This window comes from Snodgrassella sp. W8158, from assembly GCF_016100435.1.
Classification (GTDB): domain Bacteria; phylum Pseudomonadota; class Gammaproteobacteria; order Burkholderiales; family Neisseriaceae; genus Snodgrassella; species Snodgrassella alvi.
In genome coordinates this window covers 775,744-800,066 of sequence record NZ_JACFSM010000001.1, presented here as the reverse complement: position 1 = coordinate 800,066, position 24,323 = coordinate 775,744, and the positions used below count along the sequence as shown (strand labels likewise).

Below are 24,323 nucleotides of genomic sequence, written 5' to 3'. Positions count from 1 at the left end.
TGCCCATATTAAAACGAATTAATACCTGATAATAGGTATCTACCGGTCTGATATTTATAAATTTGATTGGAATTATTTGTTTCATATCAAATATTACTTGATTAATATTATCATTTTTACTGGTATTTTTGCGGTAAGATTACAATTATCTTTATAACGTAAGCAAATCGGGAGTATATGCATGAGCAACGATGTAATTAAGGTCTTTGTGGGTTGTGACCCGAATAACTGTGATCTGGAACAGATGATGGTGGTGGATTACAGCATCCATAAACATACATCGCGGCCAGTGGAAATTATCTGGATGCAGTTAAGTCATGACCCGGAAAGCCCCTGGTACTCTGATCCGCAGTCTGGTGCCGGCTGGCATACTGAAAAATGGGCAACACCGTTTTCAGGTTTCCGCTGGGGTATTCCTGCTGCCTGCAATTATGAAGGCCGGGCTATTTATATGGATGCAGATATGATTATTCTGGCTGATTTAGCCGAACTTTGGGAGCATCCTATTGAAGGTGAAGCAATTGTTGCTGCCAAGGAAGTGCATGATCATGCCAAGGGCAAACGCTTTACCCGCTTGTGTACTTGTGTCTGGGATTGTGCGAAAGCTAAAGCTAAATTGCCGGAACAGGCTACGCTGCGTGCTGACCCTGATTCGCATAAGAAAATGATGGCTAAGTTTAAAGAGCATCCTGAATGGGTACAGGCTTATACAGCTGCATGGAATTGTGTCGATGGTGAAGGTATGCCGATCGAGCAGATGAAAATTTTGCATTATTCGGATATGGGTACCCAATTTAGCCATAAGTATTCAATCCCGCGTTTGTCTGCAGCTGGTCAGAAACATTGGTTTGATAGCGATATTCTGCCTCATCCGCGTAAAGACCTGGTTGAGCTGTTTGACCAGTACTATCAGGAAGCTCTGGATGCCGGCTATAAGCTGGAAAATTATGCTGTGGAACCTTTTGGTGCTTTCCCTAAGGAATCTCAAGTAGGTTATGATGGCAATGAAGTTACCCGCCAGAAAAAACAAAAACCATTACTTTCACGTGTTTGGCATAGTCTGCGTGGGCGCGAATAAGTTATCAGTTAAATCTGATTACTGGTCATCTGCCAATCTGGCTGATGACCAGTTTTTGTTACAGATAGGGTAAAAATGAATGAATGTATGCTTATAATTCGAATGGCATCATAATTACATTTCCAGCGGATCTACATCGATCAGCCAGCGTGTGTGTGGGCTGGTTTTTTCCAGATGCAATAGCCAGCTTTGCCATATTGTAATGCTGTGATGTAATTCGCGCCGGTTATGACTTTCCAGAAAGACCTGTGCCCGTTCATAACCGGCCAGCCGTGCCATTAACATTGGTACTGGTCCGAAAATACTGACACTGGGCGGTAAAGATTGTTGCTGTCTGATACCCTGTAATGCCTGTCGCAGGAGTTCTTGTGCTTCACGCATGGTTCTGGCGTCAGCACGAATAGCTGCCATATAGCTGAAAGGTGGCATGCCCAGTTCCTGTCTTTCCGTCAGTTCTGCTGTTGCAAAGGTAACATAATTTTGTGCAGCCAATGCCTGATAAACTTTGTGTTCGGGTTGTCTGGTTTGTACCCAGACTTCGCCACTGCATTCTGCTCTGCCGGCACGGCCGCTTACTTGCATCAATTCGGCAAACAAGCGTTCTGGTGCGCGAAAGTCCGCACTGTAAAGACTGTTATCTGCATTTAAAACAACAACCAGATTTAATTGCGGAAAATCATGACCTTTGGCCAGCATCTGGGTGCCGATCAGAATATCTACCTGCCGGTTAATGATTTTACTGTAAATATCTGACCAATCCTGCCGGTGGGCGGTGCTGTCGCGGTCTACCCGCAGAATACGTGCCTTAGGTAACAGATATTGCAGGTTTTCTTCAATGCGTTGTGTTCCTTGTCCGACAGCCGTTAAATCCTGATTACCGCATTCTGGGCAACAATGTGGAATACGCTGGTGAAAATCACAGTGATGACAGCGCAGCTGACCGGCATGCTGATGTAAAACCATCTTGGCCGAGCAGTTAGGGCAGCCGAAAGTATGCCCGCAGGCGGCGCAGAATAAAGCCGGAGCAAAGCCGCGACGGTTCAGATAGACCATACTTAAGCCACCATTGGCAAAATTGGTCTGTAATTTTTGTTTGATAATATCGCTCAAACCATTATCCAGTGGTAACCGGCGAATATCTACCAGATGAATTTGCGGTAATTGAGCACTGATATGGGCGCGTTCGCTTAATTGCAGTAGTTGATAATCTTTTTGCTGGGCTTTATACCAGCTTTCCAGAGATGGAGTGGCACTGCCCAGTACAATAGGACATCCTGCCTGCTGCGCACGCCACACAGCCAGATCCCGTGCCTGATAACGCAGTTCGCTTTCCTGCTTAAATGAGTAATCATGTTCTTCATCGACTACAATTAATCCCAGATTATGCATGGGAGTGAAAACAGCCAGTCGGGTGCCAATGATTAAAGCTGCCTGTCCGAGTGCCGCCTGAAGATAATTAGCTGTCCGTTGTCCGGCAGCAGTCTGACTGTGCAGCAGAGCAGTAATAGTATGTGGAAATCGCTGGCGCACACGCTGCAATAATTGCGGAGTCAGATTGATTTCGGGCAGCAGAAATAAAACCTGTTTGCCCTGCTGCAATATTTTGGCCATGATGTCGAAATAAACTTCTGTTTTGCCGCTGCCTGTAATGCCATATAACAGAAACGGAGCAAATTGGCCGAATTTATTCTGTACTGTTGTACTGGCAAGCAGTTGTTGCTGATTAAGCTGATACCGGCTTTCCGGAATGCTGCCGCAGGCCGGAACTGAAGTAGTCTGTATCCAGCCTTGCAGTTGCCACTGATTAAGATAATGTGCAGCCTGAGAATGTATGGTCTTAAGTTGTTGTAATGTAGCAGATGTTGTTTGCAGATGTTGCCATAATGCATTTTGTTTGTGAAAGCGTGCCGGTGGAGGAGGCTGTTCACGCCCCAGAGCATTTAACGTGTAAATCACTTCCGGTCGGGGTAGTTGCACGACTTCAGGCTGACGCAGTCCTTTTGGCAACGCCGCCATTACTGCCTGCCCGAGAGGATAGTGATAATAGCGGGCAGTAAAACTGAGTAATGTGCGCCAGTCTTCAGGCAATTGCCAGTCATCAGAAAGCACTGATTCTATTGGTCGTATTTTGCTGATATCAATTTCCGGTTCTACATTACTTTCCCATACTATGGCGGCCACCAGACGTTTGCGGAAGCGTACTGCTACCCGTGTACCGGCGGGCAGGGCTGTGGTATGGGCATAGGTAAGCAGTGAATACAGGGGCACATTCAGTGCCAGTTGATGGTAAATCAATGTAAGCAGAAATAAAAAAGGCAATGAAATGCTGATTGTAACTCAATTTGGTCAGCTTTTATCATTGCGCTGTTTATGCGATAATTTATATTAATTTATTATTACGGGGATAATAGCGTGATGCAGATACTGGCAGCAGATGTTCAAGATTGTCTGGAACAGGTATTACATCAGTACAGCTAATTTCCGTAAGATTTTACCCGTTTGAAGACGGGTTTTTTTGTGCCTATTGATAAATGCTGAAGGTTAAATTATGGCTAATCCGCTGTATCGGCAACATTTCATTTCTATTAATGATTTATCTACTGCGCAGTTGGAATTTTTGCTGGCGCTCGCTTTACAGTTAAAACAGCAGCCTCAGGCTGATTTATTAGACGGACGTTTAATTGGTTCGTGTTTTTTTGAACCGTCTACACGAACCCGTTTGTCATTTGAAACTGCTATCCAGCGGCTGGGCGGTAAGGTTATTGGTTTTGCTGATGGTGCCAATACCAGTGCCAAGAAGGGAGAAACGCTTGCTGATACCGCCAGAATTATCAGTAATTATGCAGATGCAATTGTAATGCGTCATCCGAAAGATGGTGCAGCCCGGGTAGTCAGTGAGTTTGCCCGGGTGCCTGTTATCAATGCAGGAGACGGTACGAATCAGCACCCGTCGCAGACATTGCTGGATTTAGTCACCATTTATGAAACGCAGGGGCATTTACAGAATCTTAAAATTGCTTTAGTTGGTGATTTGAAATACGGCCGTACTGTACATTCACTGGCGCAGGCTCTCAGTCGCTGGGGGTGTGAATTTATTTTTGTGTCTCCGCCAACTCTGGCAATGCCTGCTTATATCTGTGAGCAGCTGGATGATAATGGCGTACATTACCGGACTTCTGGCAGTCTCGAAGAAGCATTGGCCTGGGCAGATATTCTGTATATGACGCGTATTCAGCGTGAGCGGTTCGATGAACAGGAGTTTGCCAGAATTAGTGGTCATTTTAATTTGTGTGCGGCTATGCTCGGGCAGGCTAAACCGAATATGCGTATTTTGCATCCTTTACCGCGTGTGGATGAAATCCATGCAGATGTCGATGACAGTATTCATGCTTATTATTTTCAGCAGGCCAATAATGGTATGTATGCGCGGCAGGCTATTCTGGCGGCGATTCTGAATGAACATATTGATATAGTTGTAGCAAAAGGATAAACAATGATGAATCAGACCAGACTGAGTGTTGAGGCAATAAAAGATGGTACTGTGATTGATCACATCCCGGTAGGGCAGGGGCTGACTATTTTGCGCCAGTTTAAATTGCTGCATTCCGGTGATGCGGTTACGGTAGGGTTTAATCTGAGCAGTCAATCCACCGGCAGCAAGGATATTATTAAAATTTCCGGTCAGTATCTTGATGATGCTGCGGCTAACCGCTTGGCTTTGTTCGCGCCGCAGGCTACAGTTAATGATATTGAAAATTTTCGGGTAGTACGCAAACGTACACTGACTTTGCCGGAAAGTATCAGTGAAGTGTTTCGTTGTCCGAACAGCAATTGTGCCAGCCATGGAGAACCGGTAAAGAGCCATTTTTCTGTTCGGGTGAGTCATGGCGAAACCCGTTTATGCTGTCATTACTGCGAAAAAACGTTTGCGCGCGAATCCGTGATTGAAGCTTAGCTGTTAATTTACCGGTCTGGTGATTTATAGTCCGAATGCTTCGGCATGAAAGCTGATGTGGCTTTCTATAAATGTACTGACAAAATAATAGCTGTGATCATAGTTTTCACGCAGCTGATACCGAATGTTAATGCCTTTGGCTTTGGCTGCCTGAACGAAATCCTGTGGATTTAATTGCTCAGGATAGTATTCATCCACGCTTCCCTGATCGATAAGAACTGGTAATGAAAACGGATACCGGCTGATCAGTTCAGTACTGTCATATGCAGCCCAGTCTTGCTGATTGGCTCCCAGATAGGTTGAGAATGCTGTCTGACCCCATGCTCCGGCTACCGGATGGGCGATAGGAGCAAATGCCGATACAGCAACGTAGCGCTGAGGGTTTTTCAGGGCAATCATCAGCGCACCATGACCGCCCATACTGTGGCCGCATAAACTACGCTGTTCATTAACCGAAAAATGTTTTTCGATAAGTTCGGGCAGTTCTGTGACCACATAATCATACATCTGGTAATGCTGAGCCCACGGCTGCTGGGTAGCATTAAGATAAAAACCGGCACCCTGTCCCAGATTGTAAACATCAGCATCAGCTACATCAGTACCGCGCGGACTGGTATCCGGCATAACCAGAACAATACCCCATTCAGCAGCAAAACGCTGTGCACCACTTTTCACCGAAAAATTTTCATCAGTACAGGTGAGCCCGCCCAGACAATACAGCACAGGCAGCCGGTAACCTTGTAAGGCACGTGACGGAAGATAGACAGAAAATGTCATGTCACATTGATTGTAGTGACTGTAATGCCGGTAACGTCGTTGTTCGCCGTTAAACAGTTTATGAGTGGTCAGCAGAGTAATTTCAGCCATTTTAAAGGATCCGTATTGAGTTTATAACATGATGAAATACCGGCAATTACATTAATAATGTGTATGCACATACGCATATTATTAATAATAAATGACTGTACGAATAGATTCGCCGGTATGCATCAGCTCGAATGCCTGATTAATATCAGTCAGCGGCAATGTATGAGTAATAAATGGTGTCAACTCGATTTTACCCTGCATGGCTTCTTCCACCATCTGCGGCAGTTGTGAGCGTCCTTTAACCCCACCGAAAGCAGATCCTTTCCATACTCGCCCGGTAACCAGCTGAAAAGGGCGTGTGGCTATTTCCTGACTGGCACCGGCGACACCGATAATGATGCTTTGTCCCCAGCCCCGATGAGCGCATTCCAAAGCAGCACGCATCACTTCTACATTACCGATACACTCAAAACTATGATCTACGCCCCATTCAGTCAGACCAATAATTATCTGTTGTATCGGTTCCTGATAATCGTTCGGATTAATACATTCTGTGGCACCAAAATGTCTGGCAAGGGCAAACTTAGCCGGATTGGTATCAATAGCAATAATTCGTCCGGCTCCGGCCTGTCGTGCACCCTGTACTACAGCCAGCCCGATACCACCCAGCCCGAACACGGCAACAGTATCACCTGCTTGTACTTTAGCAGTATTGTGTACTGCACCAATACCGGTAGTCACTCCGCAGCCTAGCAGACAAACCTGATCATGTCTGGCTTCAGGATTGATTTTAGCCAGAGATACCTCTGCCACGACGGTATATTCGCTGAAAGTTGAACATCCCATATAATGGTAAATGGGTTTTCCCTGATAGGAAAAACGTGTTGTGCCGTCAGGCATTAGCCCCTTACCCTGTGTTGCTCTTACTGCGGTACACAGGTTTGTTTTACCCGAACGGCAAAACAAACACTTTCCGCATTCAGCGGTATACAAGGGAATAACATGATCACCGGGTTTGACAGAAGTGACGCCTTCACCGACTTCCACCACAATACCGGCACCTTCGTGCCCCAGAATAACCGGAAATACACCTTCAGGATCATCGCCCGACAAAGTAAATGCATCAGTATGGCAAACACCGGTATGGGTAATTTTTACCAGTACTTCACCAGCCTTGGGCGGAGCAACGTCTACTTCAACAATTTGTAATGCTTCTCCCGGAGCAAAGGCAACTGCGGCACGAGATTTCATACTCTATCCTCTGAATTAATAAGCACATGTATTCGGCTAACATAACGGGATTGCAGCAATAAATCAATTGTCAGATTCTTAATTGCCAGTCTGGTAGTCTGAATATGAGACCAGAAAAGCTGTGCAGAATAAATATTCTGAGTATAAAAATCTGATTTATATTGATATTTTAATGAATTTTATTTGTATGTCAGTATGGATAGTATATTTGTATGTATAAATAAAATTATTAACCGGAAAGCGCCACTATCAAACTTAATCTATCGATAGTGGCGCTGACTGATGTGCAAGCATAAAAATCAGCCCGAAATGCCTGGTTTCCTCATTAGAAAATGCTGATAGCGTACTCATTATCTTTAAAACAAGGATTTTTCAAGCCAAATGCAGCAATTGCAGCTATATTTTGAGCATTTAATTTATTGATTTTTTAAATGCTCAATACTCTTTTATGGCGAAATTTGTTAGCTGTCTGGCAATTCTTTCCATCAACTGGCTGATAATTTTACGTTGTAATATTTTGGTGTAATAAGAAAGGCAAAGTATCAGGCAGCCATTAAGAAAAGCCAGATGAAAGGTGGCAGTCAGCGTGCCGCTGTTCATATTGGCTCCGGTACGAAAGTTATGCAGCTTGAAGTTTGGCGGTACGGTTATTTTGTTAATCCGGCCATTATTGGTATAGATAAAAACCAAATCTTTTTGCAGATTTTGTAACGTTATCGGTGACAGCATTTTATTTGCTGCAACTGTTGCTTTGGCATCCAGAATATCTTGTTTAATTTGCTGTGCACTGGTGTAAATATCTCCGGAAATGGTGGTTATTGCCTGCTGAATTAAGCAGGTAAAGCTGTCTTCTATGTTGAGTATAGGATGACAGTTAATCGCAGTTAATATGGGAAATGAATCCAGCTTAAAAAAATCTGTATTGGTCTGCTGAATCAGGGCAGTCAATAATGAATTCATGGTCAGATTATGTCTGCTTGCTATAGAGCTTAATTTTTTAACAGTTTCTGCTTCAATTATGGCCGTATAGCTTGCTGTTTGGATTTCTCTGGCAGGATTACTCCACATTTTTACAGCTTGTTGATAATCAGAATAACTGTGTCCTGTTTTATTTGCAGAACTAAAACCTGAATTTTCCGGGGATATATTTCGGTCAATAGTTTTATCAGAAAAATTTTGTGCAGACAGACGTAATATTTCAGAAAAAATCTTCAGACCGGCTGTGGCGTCTGCAATGACGTGAGCCAGTGTCAGTATCAGTAAGTGGCGATTAAAATTATCCTGACTCAGCATGGTCAATCTGCATAATTGCTGATGGATATCTAACGGATCATTTACCTCTCTTTCCAGTAATTCATCAAAACAGCGGACATCATTTGAGGGTAATTCCGGTACGGTAATGACGGTGAATATTATGGGAAAAGATAAAGAGGATTTAACCAGATGCCATTGACTTTCCTGTAGAAGAATTTTGGAGGCCAGTGCCTCATATTGCTTTTGAATGATTTGTAAAGCCTGCTCTACTCTGCTCGGTTCCAGTTTACCTTCAACCTCCAGAATTAAAGTAAATTGTGTTGTTCCTGAAAAATTAGTATGCAAATTTGCCATACCACTTTCCAGTCTGTTCAGGGGGCGGATAAAGTTTAACGCCTCTGATTGAATATCAGAGATCTGAGTGCTCATTTTTATTTCCTTTATATTGACTTGAATAAGTTCAGAAAAGCGATTAATAATTTTTTGTTAAAAGAGAAATCGATAGGAAAACACAAATTTAAAATAAGGTAAGTCTAATACTGTTATTTTATTTATTTTTAAATATTATTTTATTTTATAGATAATTTGCTATTAAAGTATTGTATATGTAGATATATTTTACATTTTATTGGAATGGTAATGCTCATTAAGCAACACTATTAGTAATATATAAATAAAATAAATTTATCTGTAATAGGCCAATTATTTATTAATATTAATAGCGAAGTAAGCACGCATATCTGGTAAGTAATAAGACTGTACGGTTTTTCAGCAAAATTGATAGACATTTTAATATTATTTTTTTAGCGGATTTCCGTATATATTTTACTTTCCCGGTCATACTGGCTATTACTGTACAGGCAATAAAAATTTGATTTACTGTTTAATTCTTATTATCTGAATTTTTATATGATTTTGGCATATTATAATCAAACATTTTGTGATTGGTTTATGACTGAAACAAACTTGAAATACCTTGTTTGATTTAAAATCTATCAGAGATAATGCGGTTAATCAGCTAAATGATCCCACACTGGTTTACAGATAGGTGGTAGTTCAGGACAGCAGCCGAGCAGGCCACCACCAAAATCACCATCACGATGAAAATCACTGCCACAGCTGGCTAAAAAATCGAATTGTTGTGCCAGTAAGGCATAGTTCAGTCTATCGTTCAGATTAGAACGCCCACTATGCACTTCAATCGCTTCGCCACCACAAGCCTTAAAATCACTGAACAGATTGCGACGTGCAGTAGCAGACAGCTCATAGCGCATTGGATGTGCAATAACCGCAATCCCGCCGGCATGCCGGATAGCGGTAACAACCTCAGCCAGTTCTGCCCAGTGATGTTTAACACTACAGGATTTACCGTCACCCAGATATTTACGAAATGCATCAGCTTTTTTATTCACATGGCCGGACTGGACTAAAAAATCAGCAATATGCGTACGTGTTACCATATCTATATTCGTAGCAAGTGCCAGTGTACCTTCATAAGCATCACTAATTCCTTTTTTAGCCAGCTTATCGGCAATGGCCTGTAAACGCTGTAAACGGCCGCTGCGAAGACGTCCGAGTAAAGTTTGTAATACTTCATCTTCCGGAGATATATTCAGACCGACAATATGTATAGTACGTCCGCGCCAGCTTACTGAGATTTCCACCCCGTTAATCAAAGTGATTCCTGACTGCTTGGCCTGTGCATGCGCGGCGGCCAGACCGCCAGTATGGTCATGGTCTGTTAATGCCAGCAATCTGCAACCATTAGCAGAAGCACGCAGGACAACTTCGGCCGGCGTCAGTGCGCCATCAGAAACCGTGGAATGACAATGTAAATCAATACTCATGAGCTTTTTTCGTTATTAGAAGATAATGTGGACAACTGTGCCTGCATCACTTCATATGCAGCTTTTTCGCGGTAATAAATTTGCCAGACACAGGCATCGCCACAGTCACTATTGCAGCATTCCCAGTCTTCCGGTGGTACTGGCGGAGTTAATAATTCCAGTGCGCTCATAACTCACTATTAATGACATTGATTTCACTGTCACCCAACCGGATACTGTCTCCGGCAATAATTTTCGCAGTTTTACGGGTTTCCGGTTGCTGATTGCGCAGTACTTTACCTTCGGCAATCAATTGTTTGGCTCTGCCGCCACTTTCTGCCAGCCCGGCCAGTTTAAGCAGATCACATAGTGCAACATGCGGATGTCCGGCTAAGTCAAATTGCTGTTTCATCTGTTATACCTTTCCATAAATAGCTATTGTAGCTATTATCAGCGTCGAAGAGGATTTTGTTTTATGTATTGGTTACGCTAAAGGCATAAATTATGCTATGGTTTAACCAGAGTTAACCGGAGATTTGCCGTGGATACACTTAGCTGGTTATGTCAGCTGATTGCTTTTGATACCACCAGCCGTCAGAGTAATCTGGCCTTGATTAATTATGTGGCCGATTATCTAGAGAGCCGTAAACTGTCGCCATGGCTGGCACATAATGAAAAGGGGGATAAAGCCAATCTGTTTGTCACTATCCCGGCTGCTGATGGCAGTATTTCTGGCGGGATAGTACTTTCTGGTCATACTGATGTTGTGCCGGTAGACGGGCAAAAATGGTTATCAGACCCGTTTGCAGCAAATATACGCGATGGTCGCGTATATGGTCGTGGCAGTAGTGACATGAAAGGTTTTATTGCCAGCGTACTGGCTGCGGTTCCGGACATGCAGAAGACAAAGCTGAAAGTCCCATTACATATTGCTTTGTCTTTTGATGAAGAAGTCGGCTGTCTCGGTGCACCGGTGATGCTGGCTGAGCTGGAAAAAAGAGGTTTGCAGCCGCAATCCTGTATTGTTGGTGAACCTACATCCATGCAAATGGTAGTAGCCCACAAAGGGATCCATACTTTCTGTTGTGAAGTACACGGTAAAAATGCTCACTCTTCGCTCACACCTGATGGTGTGAATGCAATTGAATATGCAGCCCGTCTGATTGTGTTTATCAACCAGCTGGCTCAGCAATTACAACAGCGGGCTGATTTGGATCATGCTTTTGATGTCCCGTTTGCTACTGTTTCAACCGGCCTGATTCGTGGCGGTACTGCTATTAATATTGTGCCGGATTATTGTACCTTTGAATTTGATTATCGTAATTTGCCGCATATGACGGTAGAAGAGCTGACTGAACCGATTCGGCAATATATTGCAACGACCCTTTTACCCGCTATGCAGGCAGTGGTACCGGAAGCATCAATTAAGCTAACCCATAATGTACAGGTACCTGCTTTAAATGACGCAAATAATCAGCAGCTGCATGCATTGATTACTCAACTAGTGGATAATAAACAACAAGCCAAAGTGGCCTATGCGACTGAAGGCGGCCAGTTTCAGAATAGCGGTATCAATACTGTTGTATGTGGTCCCGGTAGTATTACAGTGGCTCATAAGGCTGATGAATATATAGAACTGGAGCAGCTTGAACGCTGTGATCACTTTTTACGCAAACTGATTCAGGTGCAAAGCTTATCATTTACTTGATACGGTATTATCAAACTCTGCGCTGTTTTATATATAAAATGTTTAGGATTAACTGAAGAACAGGAAAATCAGATGGCAACCAAAAAATTTCTCTCTGCAGGGATATTGTTATTATCACTGATATTATCAGTGATGACTGTTCAGGCGAATGGCGTAAACGTTTATATGAGTGCTATTAATATGAGTTATGCGCGTTTTAATTCAGCGCAAACAGTCGCAGATGCCAGTAAAGCTCTGGCCAGTATGCGGGCTGCTGCCGTGGCCGCTAAAGCAAAAAAACCTTCCGGTCTGGAAAATGCTGCACCGAATAATTCAAAATTGAGAGCATACTATGCTGAGATGGATAAATTGATTGCAGAAATTGATAAAACCAATAATCTGGTTAAAGCGGGAAAAATGGTACAGGCTAAGGCAGAAGGTAAGAAAATATTGCAATTACGTGATGAAGGGCATAAAGCGATGAGGCAATAAAAGATACTAGGGCGGTATAGCAGTAAAAACGATAGTCCAGAATGCAAAAAGCCTGGTTCCGCCCCTTAAAAAGCTAAAGAACCAGGAAACATAGACAAATAAACTAACTGATAGATAATGACCGGAATCAATGAGTCTGTACGGACATTATCTTAAATTTTTCAGGCAATCCTTTTTTTGCAACATTTCTTTATCCCCTTTCTACAATCAGATAATTGTAGCTATTAATACAAAAAATATACTAAATGCAATAAATATAATATATTATAAAAACTAACTATCTCATTACTGATTATAATACTCAATTAACTTTGCTGTCAGGCTTGGCTGAGTAAATAATTACTTTTTTAGGGCGTTTCAGTTTATATCTGATAAATAAGCGTATATCAGAACCAAAGGTGTTGTTTTCACGCAAATTAATATGACAAAACTCTGGTAAAACCTGCTTATTGGTAATTGGAGCCATCGCTGGCGGAAACAGGCGTAACATATACGCTTCCAAATGGCGGCTTTCCGCCACAAAAATAGTCATAAACACTGCCTTTCCTGATTATTCTAATCAAACCGCTATGCGCTTCCAGACGCATCTGGCGGCAGAAGAATGGCAAGGCTGGAAGACCGTTAATCAGAACCGGCAGGCATAAAGCCTCCCTGCCATTGTCTACCATCGAAAAGGTATGCCAATGACTCGGTAAACAGAATATGAAAAAACCATAATGAAAAATATTAATGGTTTATCTGTCTGATAAAACAGCCTTCCAGAGCTGACCGTACTATTTAATACGGTATAGACATCATACTGGCGAGTAATTAAATTTGTCAAGAATGTGTTAATTAAATAATATAATCAGTAGTTAATGTAATATTTTATCTTTTTATTGTAATCATTAAAAAAACTATTTAATAAAATATAACATATTATTTTTTATATATATTTAGTATATATATTCTATGTATGCTGATATATTATGATATTAACATTTTTATTAGTGCTGTATGGCTGTTATTTGAATTTGAACATGAATTAGCTTAATCCCGCATTAATTCTTTATTTTTTATAAAAAATATATTTTAAAGCAGATTTGAAACAGTTTGCTGTCTTTCAAAAATGATTATTTAACGCAGTAGATATATTAATGATTTAGATACAGTTTTAATGCTATAGCTTTGAGTGAACCGTGATTTTATTAATGATAATAATGGAATTAAATTTGATTATGCTATACGTATTTCAAAACCGGAAAATCTAAGAATGAGCAAGTAGCCACAGTGTAGATAACCATGGCCTGCATATAATAGATACTGTTATTGACAATTACTCAGCCAGAGCATAAATTTCGTCCAGATTACGCCATTTACCTTCAGCATCCATGCCATACCCGAAAACATAACGATTGGGAACATCCAGTCCGACAAAATCAGCCATAATGGGTTTTTCTTTGCCTATCAGTTTGTTGGCAAAAACAGCTGTAGAACAGCTGGCTGCACCCATTTCCAGTATCTGTTTTTTTACGGCTGCCAGTGTATGCCCCTCATCCAAAATATCATCCAGTACCAGAATGTGGCGTCCGGCTACCGCATTCTGCGGGGCACGCAGCCACTGATAATTACCACCTTTAAGCTTATCACCATAGCGGGAAATATGGATGTAATCAAAATCCAGCGGAAAACGCAGTAATGGCAGTAATTTTCCGGTGAAAACAACTGCACCACCCATCACCGGTAATACCAGCGGGTATTTATCACTTAATGCTGCAGTGATGTCCGCAGCCATTTGCTCCAGCCTGGTTTCACAGGTTCTGCGGTCAAACAATAAATCTGCTTTATCCAGCATTGCCTGAGTTTCGGCGCGTCTGTCAGTTACATCAATTATGCTCATTGGTATTGTCCATGTGTATCCGGGTAAATAAAACCGTATGTCACTATTAACTGACCACCAATATGCTCAGAATAGATGCAGGTAGTGTTGTCTACGGTTTAATTGAGTAAATTTGTGCTGCTCTGGTGATTTGGCAGCACTAAGACGAATATATTTTGATTGTTTAAACCAGAATATTAAAGGTAAATTATCCCAGAATTTTACTTGCAATACGCGAATTTTATGCTATTCCGGCCATTTCGGGCAGTCTGAGAACATGCGAGTAAAATAACTGGCTGGTTTATTAGAAAAATTTTCTGACGGCAAGAAATAAAGAAACACCATTGCTGTTATGCAGAATTAATCTGTTAACTACAATGGTGTCAAATGGTTGAATTATACCGGATGCAGGTAATGAATCTGCTGGTTACTGCTGCCGCGCCAGACTAGCGCCGGATCTTTCAGTTCCTGTATGAATTTACCGTCGATAAGGGTGTTGATTTCATTTACAATCTGCATTTGCGCCGGTGATAATTCTGCCAGTGTGTAGCCTGTCCATAACCAGATGTCTTTATGTTCGGTTTCCTGCCGTACCCGTCTGACCAGTTTCAGGATAGCATTCAGGTTATGCGGGTGCAGCGGATCTCCGCCGGTGAGCGACAGCCCCTGACGCACAATACGTTTGTCGTTAAGGTCGCTGATAATCAGCTCTTCCATCTGCTGGTCAAATGGTTTACCGGAATCTGTCCGCCATGTGGTGGCGTTATAGCAGCCCGGGCATTTGTGCTCACAGCCGGCTACGAACAGCGTACAGCGGGTTCCGGGACCGTTGACAACATCAACCGGATAATACTGATGATAATTCATACTTACAGTGCACCACATTGCTGACCAAGGTGTTTGACCCGTCGTTTAACTTCTTCCTGTTTGCCGGCATTAAACGGGCGGGAATCCGGACTGCCCAGATAACCGCATACACGTCTGGTAACGGATACCCGTGCAGGATCATGATTGCCGCATTTCGGGCAGACAAAACCTTTGCTGGTACAGGAAAATTCACCGCTGAATCCACAGTCGTAGCATTCATCGATCGGTGTATTCGTTCCGTAATAGGGAACGTAACGGTAGCTGTAGTCCCACACGTCCTCTAATGCTTTAAGATTGTGCTGTAAATTCGGATATTCCCCGTAGCAGATAAAACCGCCACTGGCCATTTTCGGATAGGGTGCTTCAAAATCGATTTTATCGTAAGGATTAACCTTTTTCTCAACATCCAGATGGAAGCTGTTGGTATAGTAACCTTTATCGGTCACACCATCGATAACCCCGAATTCGGCAGTATCAAGCCGGCAGAAGCGATCACACAGGTTTTCACTGGGTGTGCTGTACAGGCTGAAACCATAACCGGTTTCGGCTTTCCAGCGGTCGGCAGTGTCACGCAGTTTTTGTACGATAGCAATGGCTTTCTCGCGCAGGGTTTCGCTATCAAAAACATGTTTTTCGGTACCATACAGGGCATTAATGGTTTCGTGCAGACCGATATAACCCAGTGAAATTGAGGCGCGGCCGTTTTTGAATATTTGAGCTACTGAATCATCAGCATTCAGACGTACCCCGCAGGCACCCTCCATATACAGAATCGGAGCTACTCTTGCTTTGACATTTTCAAAACGGGCAATGCGTGTCATCAGTGCTTTGCGGCACAGTTGCAGACGTTCATCCAGTAACTGCCAGAAACGTGTTTCATCATATCTGGCTTCTATGGCGATACGGGGCAGATTCAGGCTGATAACTCCCAGATTGTTTCGTCCTTCATGGATTTGCTCCCCGTTTTCTTCATAGACACCAAGGAAGCTGCGGCAGCCCATCGGGGTTTTGAAGGAACCGGTAACAGCGACAACCTGATCATAGTTAAGAATATCTGGATACATACGTTTGGAAGCACATTCCAGAGCCAGCTGTTTAATGTCGTAGTTAATATCACCGGCTTTGTGGTTAATACCATCTCTAATGCTGAATACCAGTTTGGGAAAAACGGCTGTTTTGCCATTTTTACCAAGGCCTGCGAGGCGATTGCGTAAAATAGCAGTTTGTATCAGCCGGCTTTCCCAGCTTGTACCCAGACCAAAGCCAAAGGTTACAAAAGGAGTCTGACCATTAGCCGTATGCAGGGTATTAACTTCATATTCCAGTGACTGAAAGGCGTCATAACACTCTTTTTCAGTACGTGCACGTGCATACTCGTTTGCATTGGCAATCTGCCATTCAGTTGCAACTGCCAGATGTTTGTTGTAGCTGGCACGAACAAAGGGAGCCAGTACTTCATCAATTCGGTTGATGGTGCTGCCGCCATAAATATGGCTGGCTACCTGCGCAATGATCTGTGCGGTTACCGCAGTGGCAGTGGCAATTGATTTCGGCTGCTCGATTTCGGCATTACCCATTTTAAAACCGTTAGTCAGCATGCCTTTCAGGTCAATCAGCATGCAGTTAAACATTGGGAAAAAAGGTGCATAATCCAGATCATGGTAATGGATTTCACCCCGTTCATGTGCCAGTACCACATCGCGTGGAAGTAGGTGCTGTTGAGCGTAGTGTTTGGCGACAATGCCGGCCAGTAAATCGCGCTGTGTCGGAATAACTTTACTGTCTTTGTTGGCGTTTTCATTGAGCAGACTAAAGTTGGTTTGTTCAACCAAACCCTGAATTTCACGATTTAGACGACTGCGTGATTCACGTGCCACATCGCGGGAATGGCGATATTCAATATACGCCCTGGCCAGTTCCTTGTACTGTCCGGCCATTAATTGGTCTTCAACAGCCTGCTGGATATCATGAATATCAATGTACTCACGCTCGACAAGATGACCGGCCACACTTTCTGCCACCTGATGGCAATAATCGATATCGTTAATCTGTACTGCTTTGGCTGCTTGTTGTATGGCTTCTTTGATGCGGGCTGTATCAAAAGGTACGTGACAACCATCTCTTTTAATTACAATGGGTTTCATGCTGATTATCCTTCTGCCGCCTGTAATAACCGGCAGCAGTTACTGCATTGTTATTAAATAATAACAATTTGTCTGATCACAGTGCTTATATGTAAAAATACTATATTTAGTGTTTAAATGCTGTTGTTGCGCTTTTTTTTACTATATATGGGATTTGTATGATGAATAAAGCAGCATTTTTCACATTTATTTGATATAGCGCATCATTCATGGTTGACATGGCTATTTATTATAGATAAATCATTGGCTTATATTATTGAAAACAAAGTGTAAAAAATGGTCATTTCTTGCCTGCAACTGAAATGCTGATGTCTGTAACCAGCTCGTCTGAAATTTCTGTTAGAAGGTAACATGTCTGAATTAGATAATTTTATTTTCAGTAATATGCTTATTGTCATTATCTGATGATTGCTATGCAAGTAGCCTAAGTTAAGGCTGATGGGGATACTTATAATTGACAACCGGGTAAACAGTACAGTTTGCCATCGGTAATGATAGCGAATCTATATAACAGATAAATTTGAGCATAATAGGTGTCTGATAAAGGCAGGAATACCTATCAGTCGAAATTGAGCTGCTATGCTTTTATAAATGTGCAGACAGGTGATGGCTGTAAAAACGCATACAGCCAAACTAATCAGATGGATGGGTAAATGAACCCTAGAATAGATGCGATAAATTACCAAAAACAGATAAAAATAATAATCAGATAATGGCAGGATACCAGCTGCAGAATGCCCGTATTACCGGACATTCTCATGCACATAAAGTAGGTAAAATCAGGTGTTATTCTGCCGATAATCACCTGTTATGAAAAACTATTTGCTGTATCGGTATAAAGGCAGAATCATGACCGGATAAGTAAAGATAAAAGTTATAAAAACTGAGGAAATAAATGATTTATGAGCAGAATAGCAGAGACGTTCTGACTATTATTGCGCCCATTTGCGACACAGGGCCAGAATATCTGCACCGAAATTTCTGATTTTACTTTCACCTAATCCATAAATATGGTTTAAATCAGCCAGTGTGGCCGGCGGATGCCGGACTAAATCCTGTAATGTCCGGTCGGCAAAAATGGTATAGGCTGGTACATTGTTTTTGCTGGCGCGTTCTTTACGCCAGTTGCGCAGCGTTTGCCACAGACGTTCTTCGCGTTCAGTACGCAGCCAGGTATCAGTATTGCGATTGTTGCGGGTTTTATCATGCTTCAATGGTCGCAGCCAGACCTGTTGCTGGTTTTTTAATACTGCCCGTGCCTGCTCAGTAAGCTGTAATGCCTGATTGGCTATATCAACATTCAGATACCCTGACGCAACGCATTGCCGTACCACTGTACGCCACTCTTTAACTGTTAATTCACTGCCTATACCGAAAGTAGATAAATGCTGGTGTCCGCAGCGTATTACCAAGTCTGATTCGCGACCGCGTAAAACATCAATCACATGTCCGGTAGCAAAACGCTGTTTTACCCGATACACGCACGAAAGTAATTTTTGTGCCAGTACAGTGCCGTCAAATCTGCTGGGCGGGTCAGTGCAGTTGTCGCAATGTCCGCAGGACTCACCTTCCTCTCCGAAATAGCGCAGCAAGAGCCGGCGGCGGCAGTCTGCAGTCTCACAAAAGGCCAGCATGGCATCGAGTTTTTGTAAATCAATGCGTTTTTGCGCTTCATCGCGCTCAGCAAGCTCAATCCGTTCGCGCAATAGTACCCAGTCATTCAGGCCATAACACAGCCAGCTGGTGGCAGGCAGGCCGTCACGGCCGGCACGCCCTGATTCCTGATAAAAATGTTCAATGCTGGCAGGCATATCAAGATGGGCAACAAAACGTACATCCGGTTTATCTATACCCATACCAAATGCTACTGTTGCTACGATAATAATGCCATCTTCCTGTGTGAAGCGGCGCTGATTTCGGCTGCGTATTTCCCAGTCCAGTCCGGCATGATAGGGCAGGGCAGTCAGACCGTTTTCGCTTAGAAAAGCAGCAATATCTTCCACACGCTTGCGTGACAGACAATACACAATACCATTCTCTCCGGACATCTGGCTGCGGATGAATTGTAATAACTGTTTCTTACCGTTGTTTTTTTCAATAACCTGATAGTCAATATTCGGGCGGTTAAAGCTGGAAACAAATAATCGTGCGTCTGTTAAATCCAGATAGTGCTGAATATCTGCTCTGGTGGCATTATCTGCTGTGGCAGTAAGGGCAATACGCGGAATACTAGCAAATTCGTCTGCCAGAATGCTCAGTTGCTGATATTCAGGGCGAAAATCATGTCCCCACTGGCTGACACAATGAGCCTCATCAATCGCAAACAGGCTAATACGGGTATTGTGTAAAAACTGTAAAAAACGCGGCATCACCAGACGTTCCGGTGCTACATATAATAGCTTCAGATGCTCAGCCGCGATTTCATCAGCAATGCGCTGTATCTCTTCACTACTCGTGCCTCCGTGTACACAGGCGGCAGAAATACCATTGACATTCAGAGCTGTAACCTGATCCTGCATCAGTGCGATCAGTGGTGAAATCACAATAGCGACACCATCGCGCATTAATGCCGGAATTTGATAACATAAAGACTTGCCCGCGCCGGTAGGCATCAGTACCAGTGCATTATGACCGCTGGCTACTGTATCGATAATTTCTGCCTGTTGTCCGCGAAATTCCGGATAGCCGAAAACATCGTGTAAAATTTGCTCGGCATGGGTCACAAAACACCTGTTACATTTAATCTGAAACGGGTATTGTACTGCAATTTACCTTTATTTCCGACAGTTACCTGATGGCTGTTGCAAGGAATTAGCATGAAAATCATTTATTTCCGTCACCTGATAACCAGTTTGGCTGTTTGTGCTATTCTGGCTGCATGTACTACCACCAATGTTCCGAAAGCCAGCGGCAACTGGGTTGAGCTTGGTGTATCCGCCAGTGGTAATATCCAGTATGCGCTTGATAGCGGCAGTATTAAACGCCAGGGTAATCTGGTTACTTTCCGCGATCGCAAAACCGTTATCGACCCTAAACAGCAGTATTACAGTAATACACCGGCTTATAAAACCGCACTGAGTACAACACAGATTGACTGTAGTCGTAAAATATTCCGGGTACTTGATGTAGAGTTGCTGGATGCGCATGGCGAACTGATCCGTCAGGATCATTTTGGCGAAACAGACTTGCGCCCGATGGGTATTACCAGTGGTTCAGCTTCCGAACAGCAATATCAGCATGTATGTGCACATTAATTCTAATTAAGATTAATTCTGATTAAGAAAGTTAGCAGGCATGAAAGTAAAATATAACTTGTGGTTGATTTTAGGTCTGGCGGTTACGGCATGGGCAGAATCTCCTGCCGATGTTGAATTACTCAGTGCTCAGAAAGCTTATCAGGCAGCACTGTCAGCACAAAGTGCCAGCCAGAGTAAAGCATTGCAATTGCAAACTCAGTTGCAATCAGCGCAGTTACAGCTGAAAAATGCACAGGATAATGTTACTCGTCTGCAAAATGATTTTAATCAGGCTGATGTTCAGCGCCAGCAGGCTGATGCTGCATTACAGGCAGCCGGTACCAGACTGGATGCCGCATGGCAGGGTGTGCACGGCCGTTAAAACAGACAGACTGCAATAACTGCCGGGGTGAAAAATCACTTTGCATTTTTACATGCCTGACAAATGGCAACAGCTCGCGTAAAATAGCACTATTTTGCTCAGGCATTGTTTCTTGAAAAAACAATGCTATGGAATCAACTGTTGTCAAATGAATTATCCGATTGAATACGATGTAATTGTGGTGGGCGGCGGACATGCCGGTACAGAGGCGGCTTTGGCCGCTGCGCGTATGGGTGCGCAAACATTATTACTTACCCACAATATCGAAACTCTGGGACAAATGTCGTGTAATCCGTCTATTGGCGGCATCGGCAAAGGTCATCTGGTGCGCGAACTGGATGCACTGGGCGGGGCAATGGCACTGGCTGCTGATTACGGAGGTATTCAATTTCGTCGCCTGAATGCATCAAAAGGACCCGCAGTACGTGCAACACGGGCACAGGCCGACCGCATTCTGTATAAAGCAGCTATCCGTTCCATGCTGGAGAATCAGCCGAACCTGCAATTATTTCAGCAGCAGGTAGAAGATATTGTTGTGGAACATGGCTGTGCTGTCGGGGTAATGACGGCAATGGGTGTTATATTCCGTAGTCGTGTAGTGGTGCTGACGGCAGGTACCTTTCTGGCTGGTAAAATTCACATTGGTCTGGAAAACTATGCCGGTGGCCGTGCCGGTGATCCGGCAGCCCAGCGTTTATCAGGCTGCCTGAAAGAGCTGAATTTACCGCAGGGACGTCTGAAAACCGGTACTCCGCCAAGAATTGATGGACGCAGTATTGATTTCAGCCAGCTTAAAGAACAGCCGGGCGACAATCCGGCACCAGTATTTTCAGTACGTGGCAGCCGGGAGATACATCCGCAGCAGATTTCCTGCTGGATTACTCATACTAATAGTCATACCCACGATATTATCCGTAGCGGTTTCGACCGCAGCCCGATGTTTACCGGTAAAATTGAGGGAGTCGGTCCACGTTACTGTCCTTCTATAGAAGATAAAATCAATCGTTTTGCCGATAAAGAAAGCCATCAGATTTTTCTGGAACCTGAAGGGCTGAAAACACACGAATATTATCCGAATGGTATTTCTACCAGTCTGCCGTTTGATATTCAGTTAAAGCTGGTGCATTCAATGCCCGGATTGCAGAACGCACATATTCTGCGCCCCGGTTATGCCATTGAATATGATTACTTTGATCCGCGTAATCTCAAGGCCAGTCTCGAAACCAAAAATATAGCCGGACTGTTTTTTGCCGGACAGATTAACGGTACTACCGGCTATGAAGAAGCCGCCGCTCAGGGCTTACTTGCCGGAGCCAATGCTGTATTATATCTGCGTGAAGCAGAACCACTGATATTGCAACGAGATCAGGCTTATTTAGGTGTACTGGTGGATGATCTGATTACTAAAGGCGTTACTGAGCCGTACCGCATGTTTACCAGTCGTGCCGAATACCGTCTGCAATTGCGTGAAGATAATGCTGATATGCGTCTGACCGGTCTGGGGCGAGCTGTTGGTCTGGTCAATGATGCGCAATGGCAAATATTTCAGCGAAAACAGGAAGCAGTTGAGCGCGAACTGCAACGCATGAGCCACACATGGTATACACCATTGAATCTGCCACTGAGTGATCAGCAGCGGGTGCTGGGTCAGCCACTGAGTAAAGAATCCAGTTTGCTGGATATGCTGCGCCGGCCTAATGTCAGCTATGCTGACTTAATGACTTTACCTAATGCGCAGCAAGAAGTACTTGAAGCCGATGCGGCTGAGCAGGTAGAAATTCAGGCCAAATATCAGGGTTATATTGAGCGGCAAAATGAAGAAATCAGCCACCGTCAGAATCTGGAAAAACTAAAATTACCGGCCAGCATTGATTACACGCTGGTAAAAGGCCTTTCCGCAGAGGTACAACAAAAACTGAATCAATTTCGTCCCGAAACAGTTGGACAGGCTTCACGTATATCCGGTATCACTCCGGCGGCAGTCGCATTACTGATGGTGCATCTGAAACGGGGTTTTGAGGGAGCAAAAAAATATGAATGACATGAAAACCATGTTGCAACAAGGTTTGCAGCAGATGAATATCGAACTGACTGTTCCGCAGCAATTACAATTACTGGCCTTTATAGAGCTGTTGAAAAAATGGAATAGTACCTACAATCTGACTGCACTGCGCAATGATCAGGATGTTATCAGTCATCATATTCTCGACAGTCTCACTCTTTTGCCTTATGTAGAGCATGCAAGAGGCCTGATTGACGTAGGCAGCGGCGGTGGTATGCCGGGCATACCCGTAGCTATAGCGCGTCCTGATTTGGCTGTCGCCCTGCTTGATGCTAACAGCAAAAAAACATCATTCCTGCAACAGGCAGTAATCGAGCTGGGCTTAAGTAATGTGCAGGTTATAACGGCACGGGTAGAAGCCATGGTTGGTGAGCAGTTCGATGTCATTACCAGCAGGGCTTTTGCTGAATTGAATGATTTTGTTACCATCACTAAACAGCTGATGGCAAAAGGCGGTTACTGGGCGGCTATGAAGGGAGTTTATCCCTATGAAGAAATTGAACGGTTACCTGAAAATACAGAACTGATCCGGGTAGATAAACTCAGCGTACCGCATCTGGATGCAGAGCGGCATATGGTTCTGGTACGCAAGAAAGAAAGTGCATGAGTGCGCATATTATTGCAGTAGCCAACCAGAAAGGCGGGGTAGGTAAAACTACAACCGTAGTTAATCTGGCCGCTTCGTTGGTGGAAAAAAAGTCCAGAGTCCTGATAGTTGATCTCGACCCTCAGGGTAATGCCACGACTGGTAGTGGCATTAATAAAGCCAATGTAACCAGCGGAGTTTATGCTGTGTTGCTTGGTAATGAAACTATTCAGCAGGCCATTACTTCTGCTCAGCATGGCGGTTTTGATGTTTTGCCTGCTAATCGTGCTCTGGCAGGTGCTGAGGTGGAGCTGGTGCAGGAGTTGGCGCGGGAAATGCGCCTGAAAAATGCACTGGCACAGGTGGCAGATCAGTACGATTACATTATCATTGACTGCCCGCCGACACTGACTTTATTAACCATTAACGGTCTGGTTGCAGCACAGCACATTATTGTACCCATGTTGTGTGAGTATTATGCACTGGAAGGTATTTCCGATCTGATTGCCACCGTGCGCAAAATCCGCCAGGCCATCAATCCGCAACTGGATATTTTAGGTATTGTCCGTACCCTGTACGACCCGCGCAGTTTGCTGGCTAAACAGGTGGACGAACAGCTGGGTACCCACTTTCCCGATAAGCTGTTCAGTACACCGATTCCGCGTAATATACGTCTGGCAGAAGCACCAAGCCATGGCATGCCGGCCTTGCAATATGATCCTCGTGCCACTGGTACCAGAGCCTATCTGGCACTTGCTGATGAGGTATTGCTGCGTACCAGCAAATAAGCAGTTAATAAGCATAAATTAAATGTATTTATGTAATAACAGCCTTTGCC

General features: G+C 43.7%; 22 protein-coding genes. 10 read left to right on the top strand and 12 right to left on the bottom strand.

Features of this window, described 5'->3' with window-relative positions; genetic code table 11:
* The first annotated feature begins 181 nt into the window (after positions 1-181).
* Positions 182-1,078 (top strand): glycosyl transferase, encoded by an 897-nt coding sequence (locus tag H3V11_RS03460; protein ID WP_084586922.1) that lies wholly within the window; start codon positions 182-184, stop codon positions 1,076-1,078.
* Between the two features lie 114 nt (positions 1,079-1,192).
* Here the strand turns inward: H3V11_RS03460 and H3V11_RS03455 are convergent, their stop codons facing one another.
* Positions 1,193-3,373, bottom strand: coding sequence for a primosomal protein N' (locus H3V11_RS03455; protein ID WP_198223690.1), 2,181 nt, complete (start codon positions 3,371-3,373; stop codon positions 1,193-1,195).
* Positions 3,374-3,626: 253 nt separating this feature from the next.
* Here H3V11_RS03455 and pyrB point away from each other — a divergent pair, with 253 nt between their 5' ends.
* Positions 3,627-4,568, top strand: a complete 942-nt coding sequence (gene pyrB / locus H3V11_RS03450; protein WP_084554665.1) for an aspartate carbamoyltransferase — start codon at positions 3,627-3,629, stop codon at positions 4,566-4,568.
* Positions 4,569-4,574: 6 nt separating this feature from the next.
* Positions 4,575-5,033: an aspartate carbamoyltransferase regulatory subunit gene (gene pyrI / locus H3V11_RS03445; protein ID WP_041880568.1), complete on the top strand. Its 459-nt coding sequence runs from the start codon at positions 4,575-4,577 to the stop codon at positions 5,031-5,033.
* A 24-nt stretch (positions 5,034-5,057) separates the two neighbouring features.
* Here pyrI and fghA read toward each other — a convergent pair whose 3' ends face one another.
* From fghA to H3V11_RS03415, 6 genes are all read right to left on the bottom strand, one after another.
* The gene (fghA, locus tag H3V11_RS03440) at positions 5,058-5,891 is read right to left on the bottom strand and encodes an S-formylglutathione hydrolase (protein ID WP_198223689.1); all 834 of its coding nucleotides are present in this window, start codon (positions 5,889-5,891) and stop codon (positions 5,058-5,060) included.
* 90 nt (positions 5,892-5,981) lie between these two features.
* A complete protein-coding gene (locus H3V11_RS03435) occupies positions 5,982-7,091 on the bottom strand; it encodes an S-(hydroxymethyl)glutathione dehydrogenase/class III alcohol dehydrogenase (RefSeq protein ID WP_198223607.1) in 1,110 nt (369 codons plus the stop codon).
* A gap of 435 nt (positions 7,092-7,526) precedes the next feature.
* The gene (locus tag H3V11_RS03430) at positions 7,527-8,774 is read right to left on the bottom strand and encodes a condensation domain-containing protein (RefSeq protein ID WP_198223606.1); all 1,248 of its coding nucleotides are present in this window, start codon (positions 8,772-8,774) and stop codon (positions 7,527-7,529) included.
* Between the two features lie 581 nt (positions 8,775-9,355).
* Positions 9,356-10,192 carry a PHP domain-containing protein gene (locus H3V11_RS03425; protein ID WP_078475479.1) on the bottom strand — a complete coding sequence of 279 codons (837 nt, stop codon included), beginning with the start codon at positions 10,190-10,192 and terminating at the stop codon, positions 9,356-9,358.
* The gene (locus tag H3V11_RS03420; protein WP_198223605.1) at positions 10,189-10,362 is read right to left on the bottom strand and encodes an oxidoreductase-like domain-containing protein; all 174 of its coding nucleotides are present in this window, start codon (positions 10,360-10,362) and stop codon (positions 10,189-10,191) included. The genes H3V11_RS03425 and H3V11_RS03420 overlap by 4 nt, the downstream gene beginning before the upstream one ends.
* Positions 10,359-10,583 carry an RNA-binding S4 domain-containing protein gene (locus H3V11_RS03415; protein WP_037474876.1) on the bottom strand — a complete coding sequence of 75 codons (225 nt, stop codon included), beginning with the start codon at positions 10,581-10,583 and terminating at the stop codon, positions 10,359-10,361. The genes H3V11_RS03420 and H3V11_RS03415 overlap by 4 nt, the downstream gene beginning before the upstream one ends.
* Before the next feature lie 129 nt (positions 10,584-10,712).
* Here H3V11_RS03415 and argE point away from each other — a divergent pair, with 129 nt between their 5' ends.
* Positions 10,713-11,879, top strand: coding sequence for an acetylornithine deacetylase (gene argE / locus H3V11_RS03410; protein ID WP_078475482.1), 1,167 nt, complete (start codon positions 10,713-10,715; stop codon positions 11,877-11,879).
* 72 nt (positions 11,880-11,951) lie between these two features.
* A complete protein-coding gene (locus H3V11_RS03405; protein WP_198218720.1) occupies positions 11,952-12,350 on the top strand; it encodes a cytochrome b562 in 399 nt (132 codons plus the stop codon).
* Positions 12,351-12,651: 301 nt separating this feature from the next.
* Here the strand turns inward: H3V11_RS03405 and H3V11_RS03400 are convergent, their stop codons facing one another.
* The 5 genes from H3V11_RS03400 to recQ form a co-directional block, all read right to left on the bottom strand.
* The gene (locus tag H3V11_RS03400; protein ID WP_174830725.1) at positions 12,652-12,882 is read right to left on the bottom strand and encodes a hypothetical protein; all 231 of its coding nucleotides are present in this window, start codon (positions 12,880-12,882) and stop codon (positions 12,652-12,654) included.
* 783 nt (positions 12,883-13,665) lie between these two features.
* Complete coding sequence (locus tag H3V11_RS03395; RefSeq protein WP_174830780.1) at positions 13,666-14,223, bottom strand: hypoxanthine-guanine phosphoribosyltransferase; 558 nt, start codon at positions 14,221-14,223, stop codon at positions 13,666-13,668.
* Positions 14,224-14,604: 381 nt separating this feature from the next.
* Positions 14,605-15,075, bottom strand: coding sequence for an anaerobic ribonucleoside-triphosphate reductase-activating protein (gene nrdG, locus H3V11_RS03390; protein WP_198223604.1), 471 nt, complete (start codon positions 15,073-15,075; stop codon positions 14,605-14,607).
* Positions 15,076-15,077: 2 nt separating this feature from the next.
* Positions 15,078-17,219 (bottom strand): anaerobic ribonucleoside-triphosphate reductase, encoded by a 2,142-nt coding sequence (nrdD, locus tag H3V11_RS03385; protein ID WP_198210174.1) that lies wholly within the window; start codon positions 17,217-17,219, stop codon positions 15,078-15,080.
* Between the two features lie 932 nt (positions 17,220-18,151).
* A complete protein-coding gene (gene recQ / locus H3V11_RS03380; RefSeq protein WP_198223603.1) occupies positions 18,152-19,942 on the bottom strand; it encodes a DNA helicase RecQ in 1,791 nt (596 codons plus the stop codon).
* A 93-nt stretch (positions 19,943-20,035) separates the two neighbouring features.
* Between recQ and H3V11_RS03375 the strand changes: the two genes are divergently transcribed.
* The 5 genes from H3V11_RS03375 to H3V11_RS03355 all read left to right on the top strand — a co-directional run bounded on the left by H3V11_RS03375 (position 20,036) and on the right by H3V11_RS03355 (position 24,273).
* Positions 20,036-20,473 carry a surface-adhesin E family protein gene (locus tag H3V11_RS03375; protein WP_198223602.1) on the top strand — a complete coding sequence of 146 codons (438 nt, stop codon included), beginning with the start codon at positions 20,036-20,038 and terminating at the stop codon, positions 20,471-20,473.
* 40 nt (positions 20,474-20,513) lie between these two features.
* The gene (locus H3V11_RS03370; protein WP_084548188.1) at positions 20,514-20,837 is read left to right on the top strand and encodes a hypothetical protein; all 324 of its coding nucleotides are present in this window, start codon (positions 20,514-20,516) and stop codon (positions 20,835-20,837) included.
* Positions 20,838-20,985: 148 nt separating this feature from the next.
* Entirely contained in the window at positions 20,986-22,878 is a 1,893-nt protein-coding gene (gene mnmG / locus H3V11_RS03365; RefSeq protein WP_084586239.1) for a tRNA uridine-5-carboxymethylaminomethyl(34) synthesis enzyme MnmG, read from the top strand.
* Positions 22,871-23,506, top strand: a complete 636-nt coding sequence (rsmG, locus tag H3V11_RS03360) for a 16S rRNA (guanine(527)-N(7))-methyltransferase RsmG (RefSeq protein ID WP_078475489.1) — start codon at positions 22,871-22,873, stop codon at positions 23,504-23,506. The genes mnmG and rsmG overlap by 8 nt, the downstream gene beginning before the upstream one ends.
* Positions 23,503-24,273, top strand: a complete 771-nt coding sequence (locus H3V11_RS03355; protein ID WP_025331630.1) for a ParA family protein — start codon at positions 23,503-23,505, stop codon at positions 24,271-24,273. Before rsmG ends, H3V11_RS03355 begins: the two co-directional genes overlap by 4 nt.
* Positions 24,274-24,323: the final 50 nt, after the last annotated feature.

Bases quoted from the DNA above. Each gene is read 5' to 3' on its own strand.
- H3V11_RS03460 (WP_084586922.1), top strand. From the start codon at position 182: ATGAGCAACGATGTAATTAAGGTCTTTGTGGGTTGTGACCCGAATAAC.
- pyrB (WP_084554665.1), top strand. From the start codon at position 3,627: ATGGCTAATCCGCTGTATCGGCAACATTTCATTTCTATTAATGATTTA.
- pyrI (WP_041880568.1), top strand. From the start codon at position 4,575: ATGAATCAGACCAGACTGAGTGTTGAGGCAATAAAAGATGGTACTGTG.
- H3V11_RS03435 (WP_198223607.1), bottom strand. From the start codon at position 7,091: ATGAAATCTCGTGCCGCAGTTGCCTTTGCTCCGGGAGAAGCATTACAA.
- H3V11_RS03430 (WP_198223606.1), bottom strand. From the start codon at position 8,774: ATGAGCACTCAGATCTCTGATATTCAATCAGAGGCGTTAAACTTTATC.
- H3V11_RS03425 (WP_078475479.1), bottom strand. From the start codon at position 10,192: ATGAGTATTGATTTACATTGTCATTCCACGGTTTCTGATGGCGCACTG.
- H3V11_RS03420 (WP_198223605.1), bottom strand. From the start codon at position 10,362: ATGAGCGCACTGGAATTATTAACTCCGCCAGTACCACCGGAAGACTGG.
- H3V11_RS03415 (WP_037474876.1), bottom strand. From the start codon at position 10,583: ATGAAACAGCAATTTGACTTAGCCGGACATCCGCATGTTGCACTATGT.
- H3V11_RS03405 (WP_198218720.1), top strand. From the start codon at position 11,952: ATGGCAACCAAAAAATTTCTCTCTGCAGGGATATTGTTATTATCACTG.
- H3V11_RS03400 (WP_174830725.1), bottom strand. From the start codon at position 12,882: ATGACTATTTTTGTGGCGGAAAGCCGCCATTTGGAAGCGTATATGTTA.
- nrdG (WP_198223604.1), bottom strand. From the start codon at position 15,075: ATGAATTATCATCAGTATTATCCGGTTGATGTTGTCAACGGTCCCGGA.
- nrdD (WP_198210174.1), bottom strand. From the start codon at position 17,219: ATGAAACCCATTGTAATTAAAAGAGATGGTTGTCACGTACCTTTTGAT.
- H3V11_RS03375 (WP_198223602.1), top strand. From the start codon at position 20,036: ATGAAAATCATTTATTTCCGTCACCTGATAACCAGTTTGGCTGTTTGT.
- H3V11_RS03370 (WP_084548188.1), top strand. From the start codon at position 20,514: ATGAAAGTAAAATATAACTTGTGGTTGATTTTAGGTCTGGCGGTTACG.
- mnmG (WP_084586239.1), top strand. From the start codon at position 20,986: ATGAATTATCCGATTGAATACGATGTAATTGTGGTGGGCGGCGGACAT.
- rsmG (WP_078475489.1), top strand. From the start codon at position 22,871: ATGAATGACATGAAAACCATGTTGCAACAAGGTTTGCAGCAGATGAAT.
- H3V11_RS03355 (WP_025331630.1), top strand. From the start codon at position 23,503: ATGAGTGCGCATATTATTGCAGTAGCCAACCAGAAAGGCGGGGTAGGT.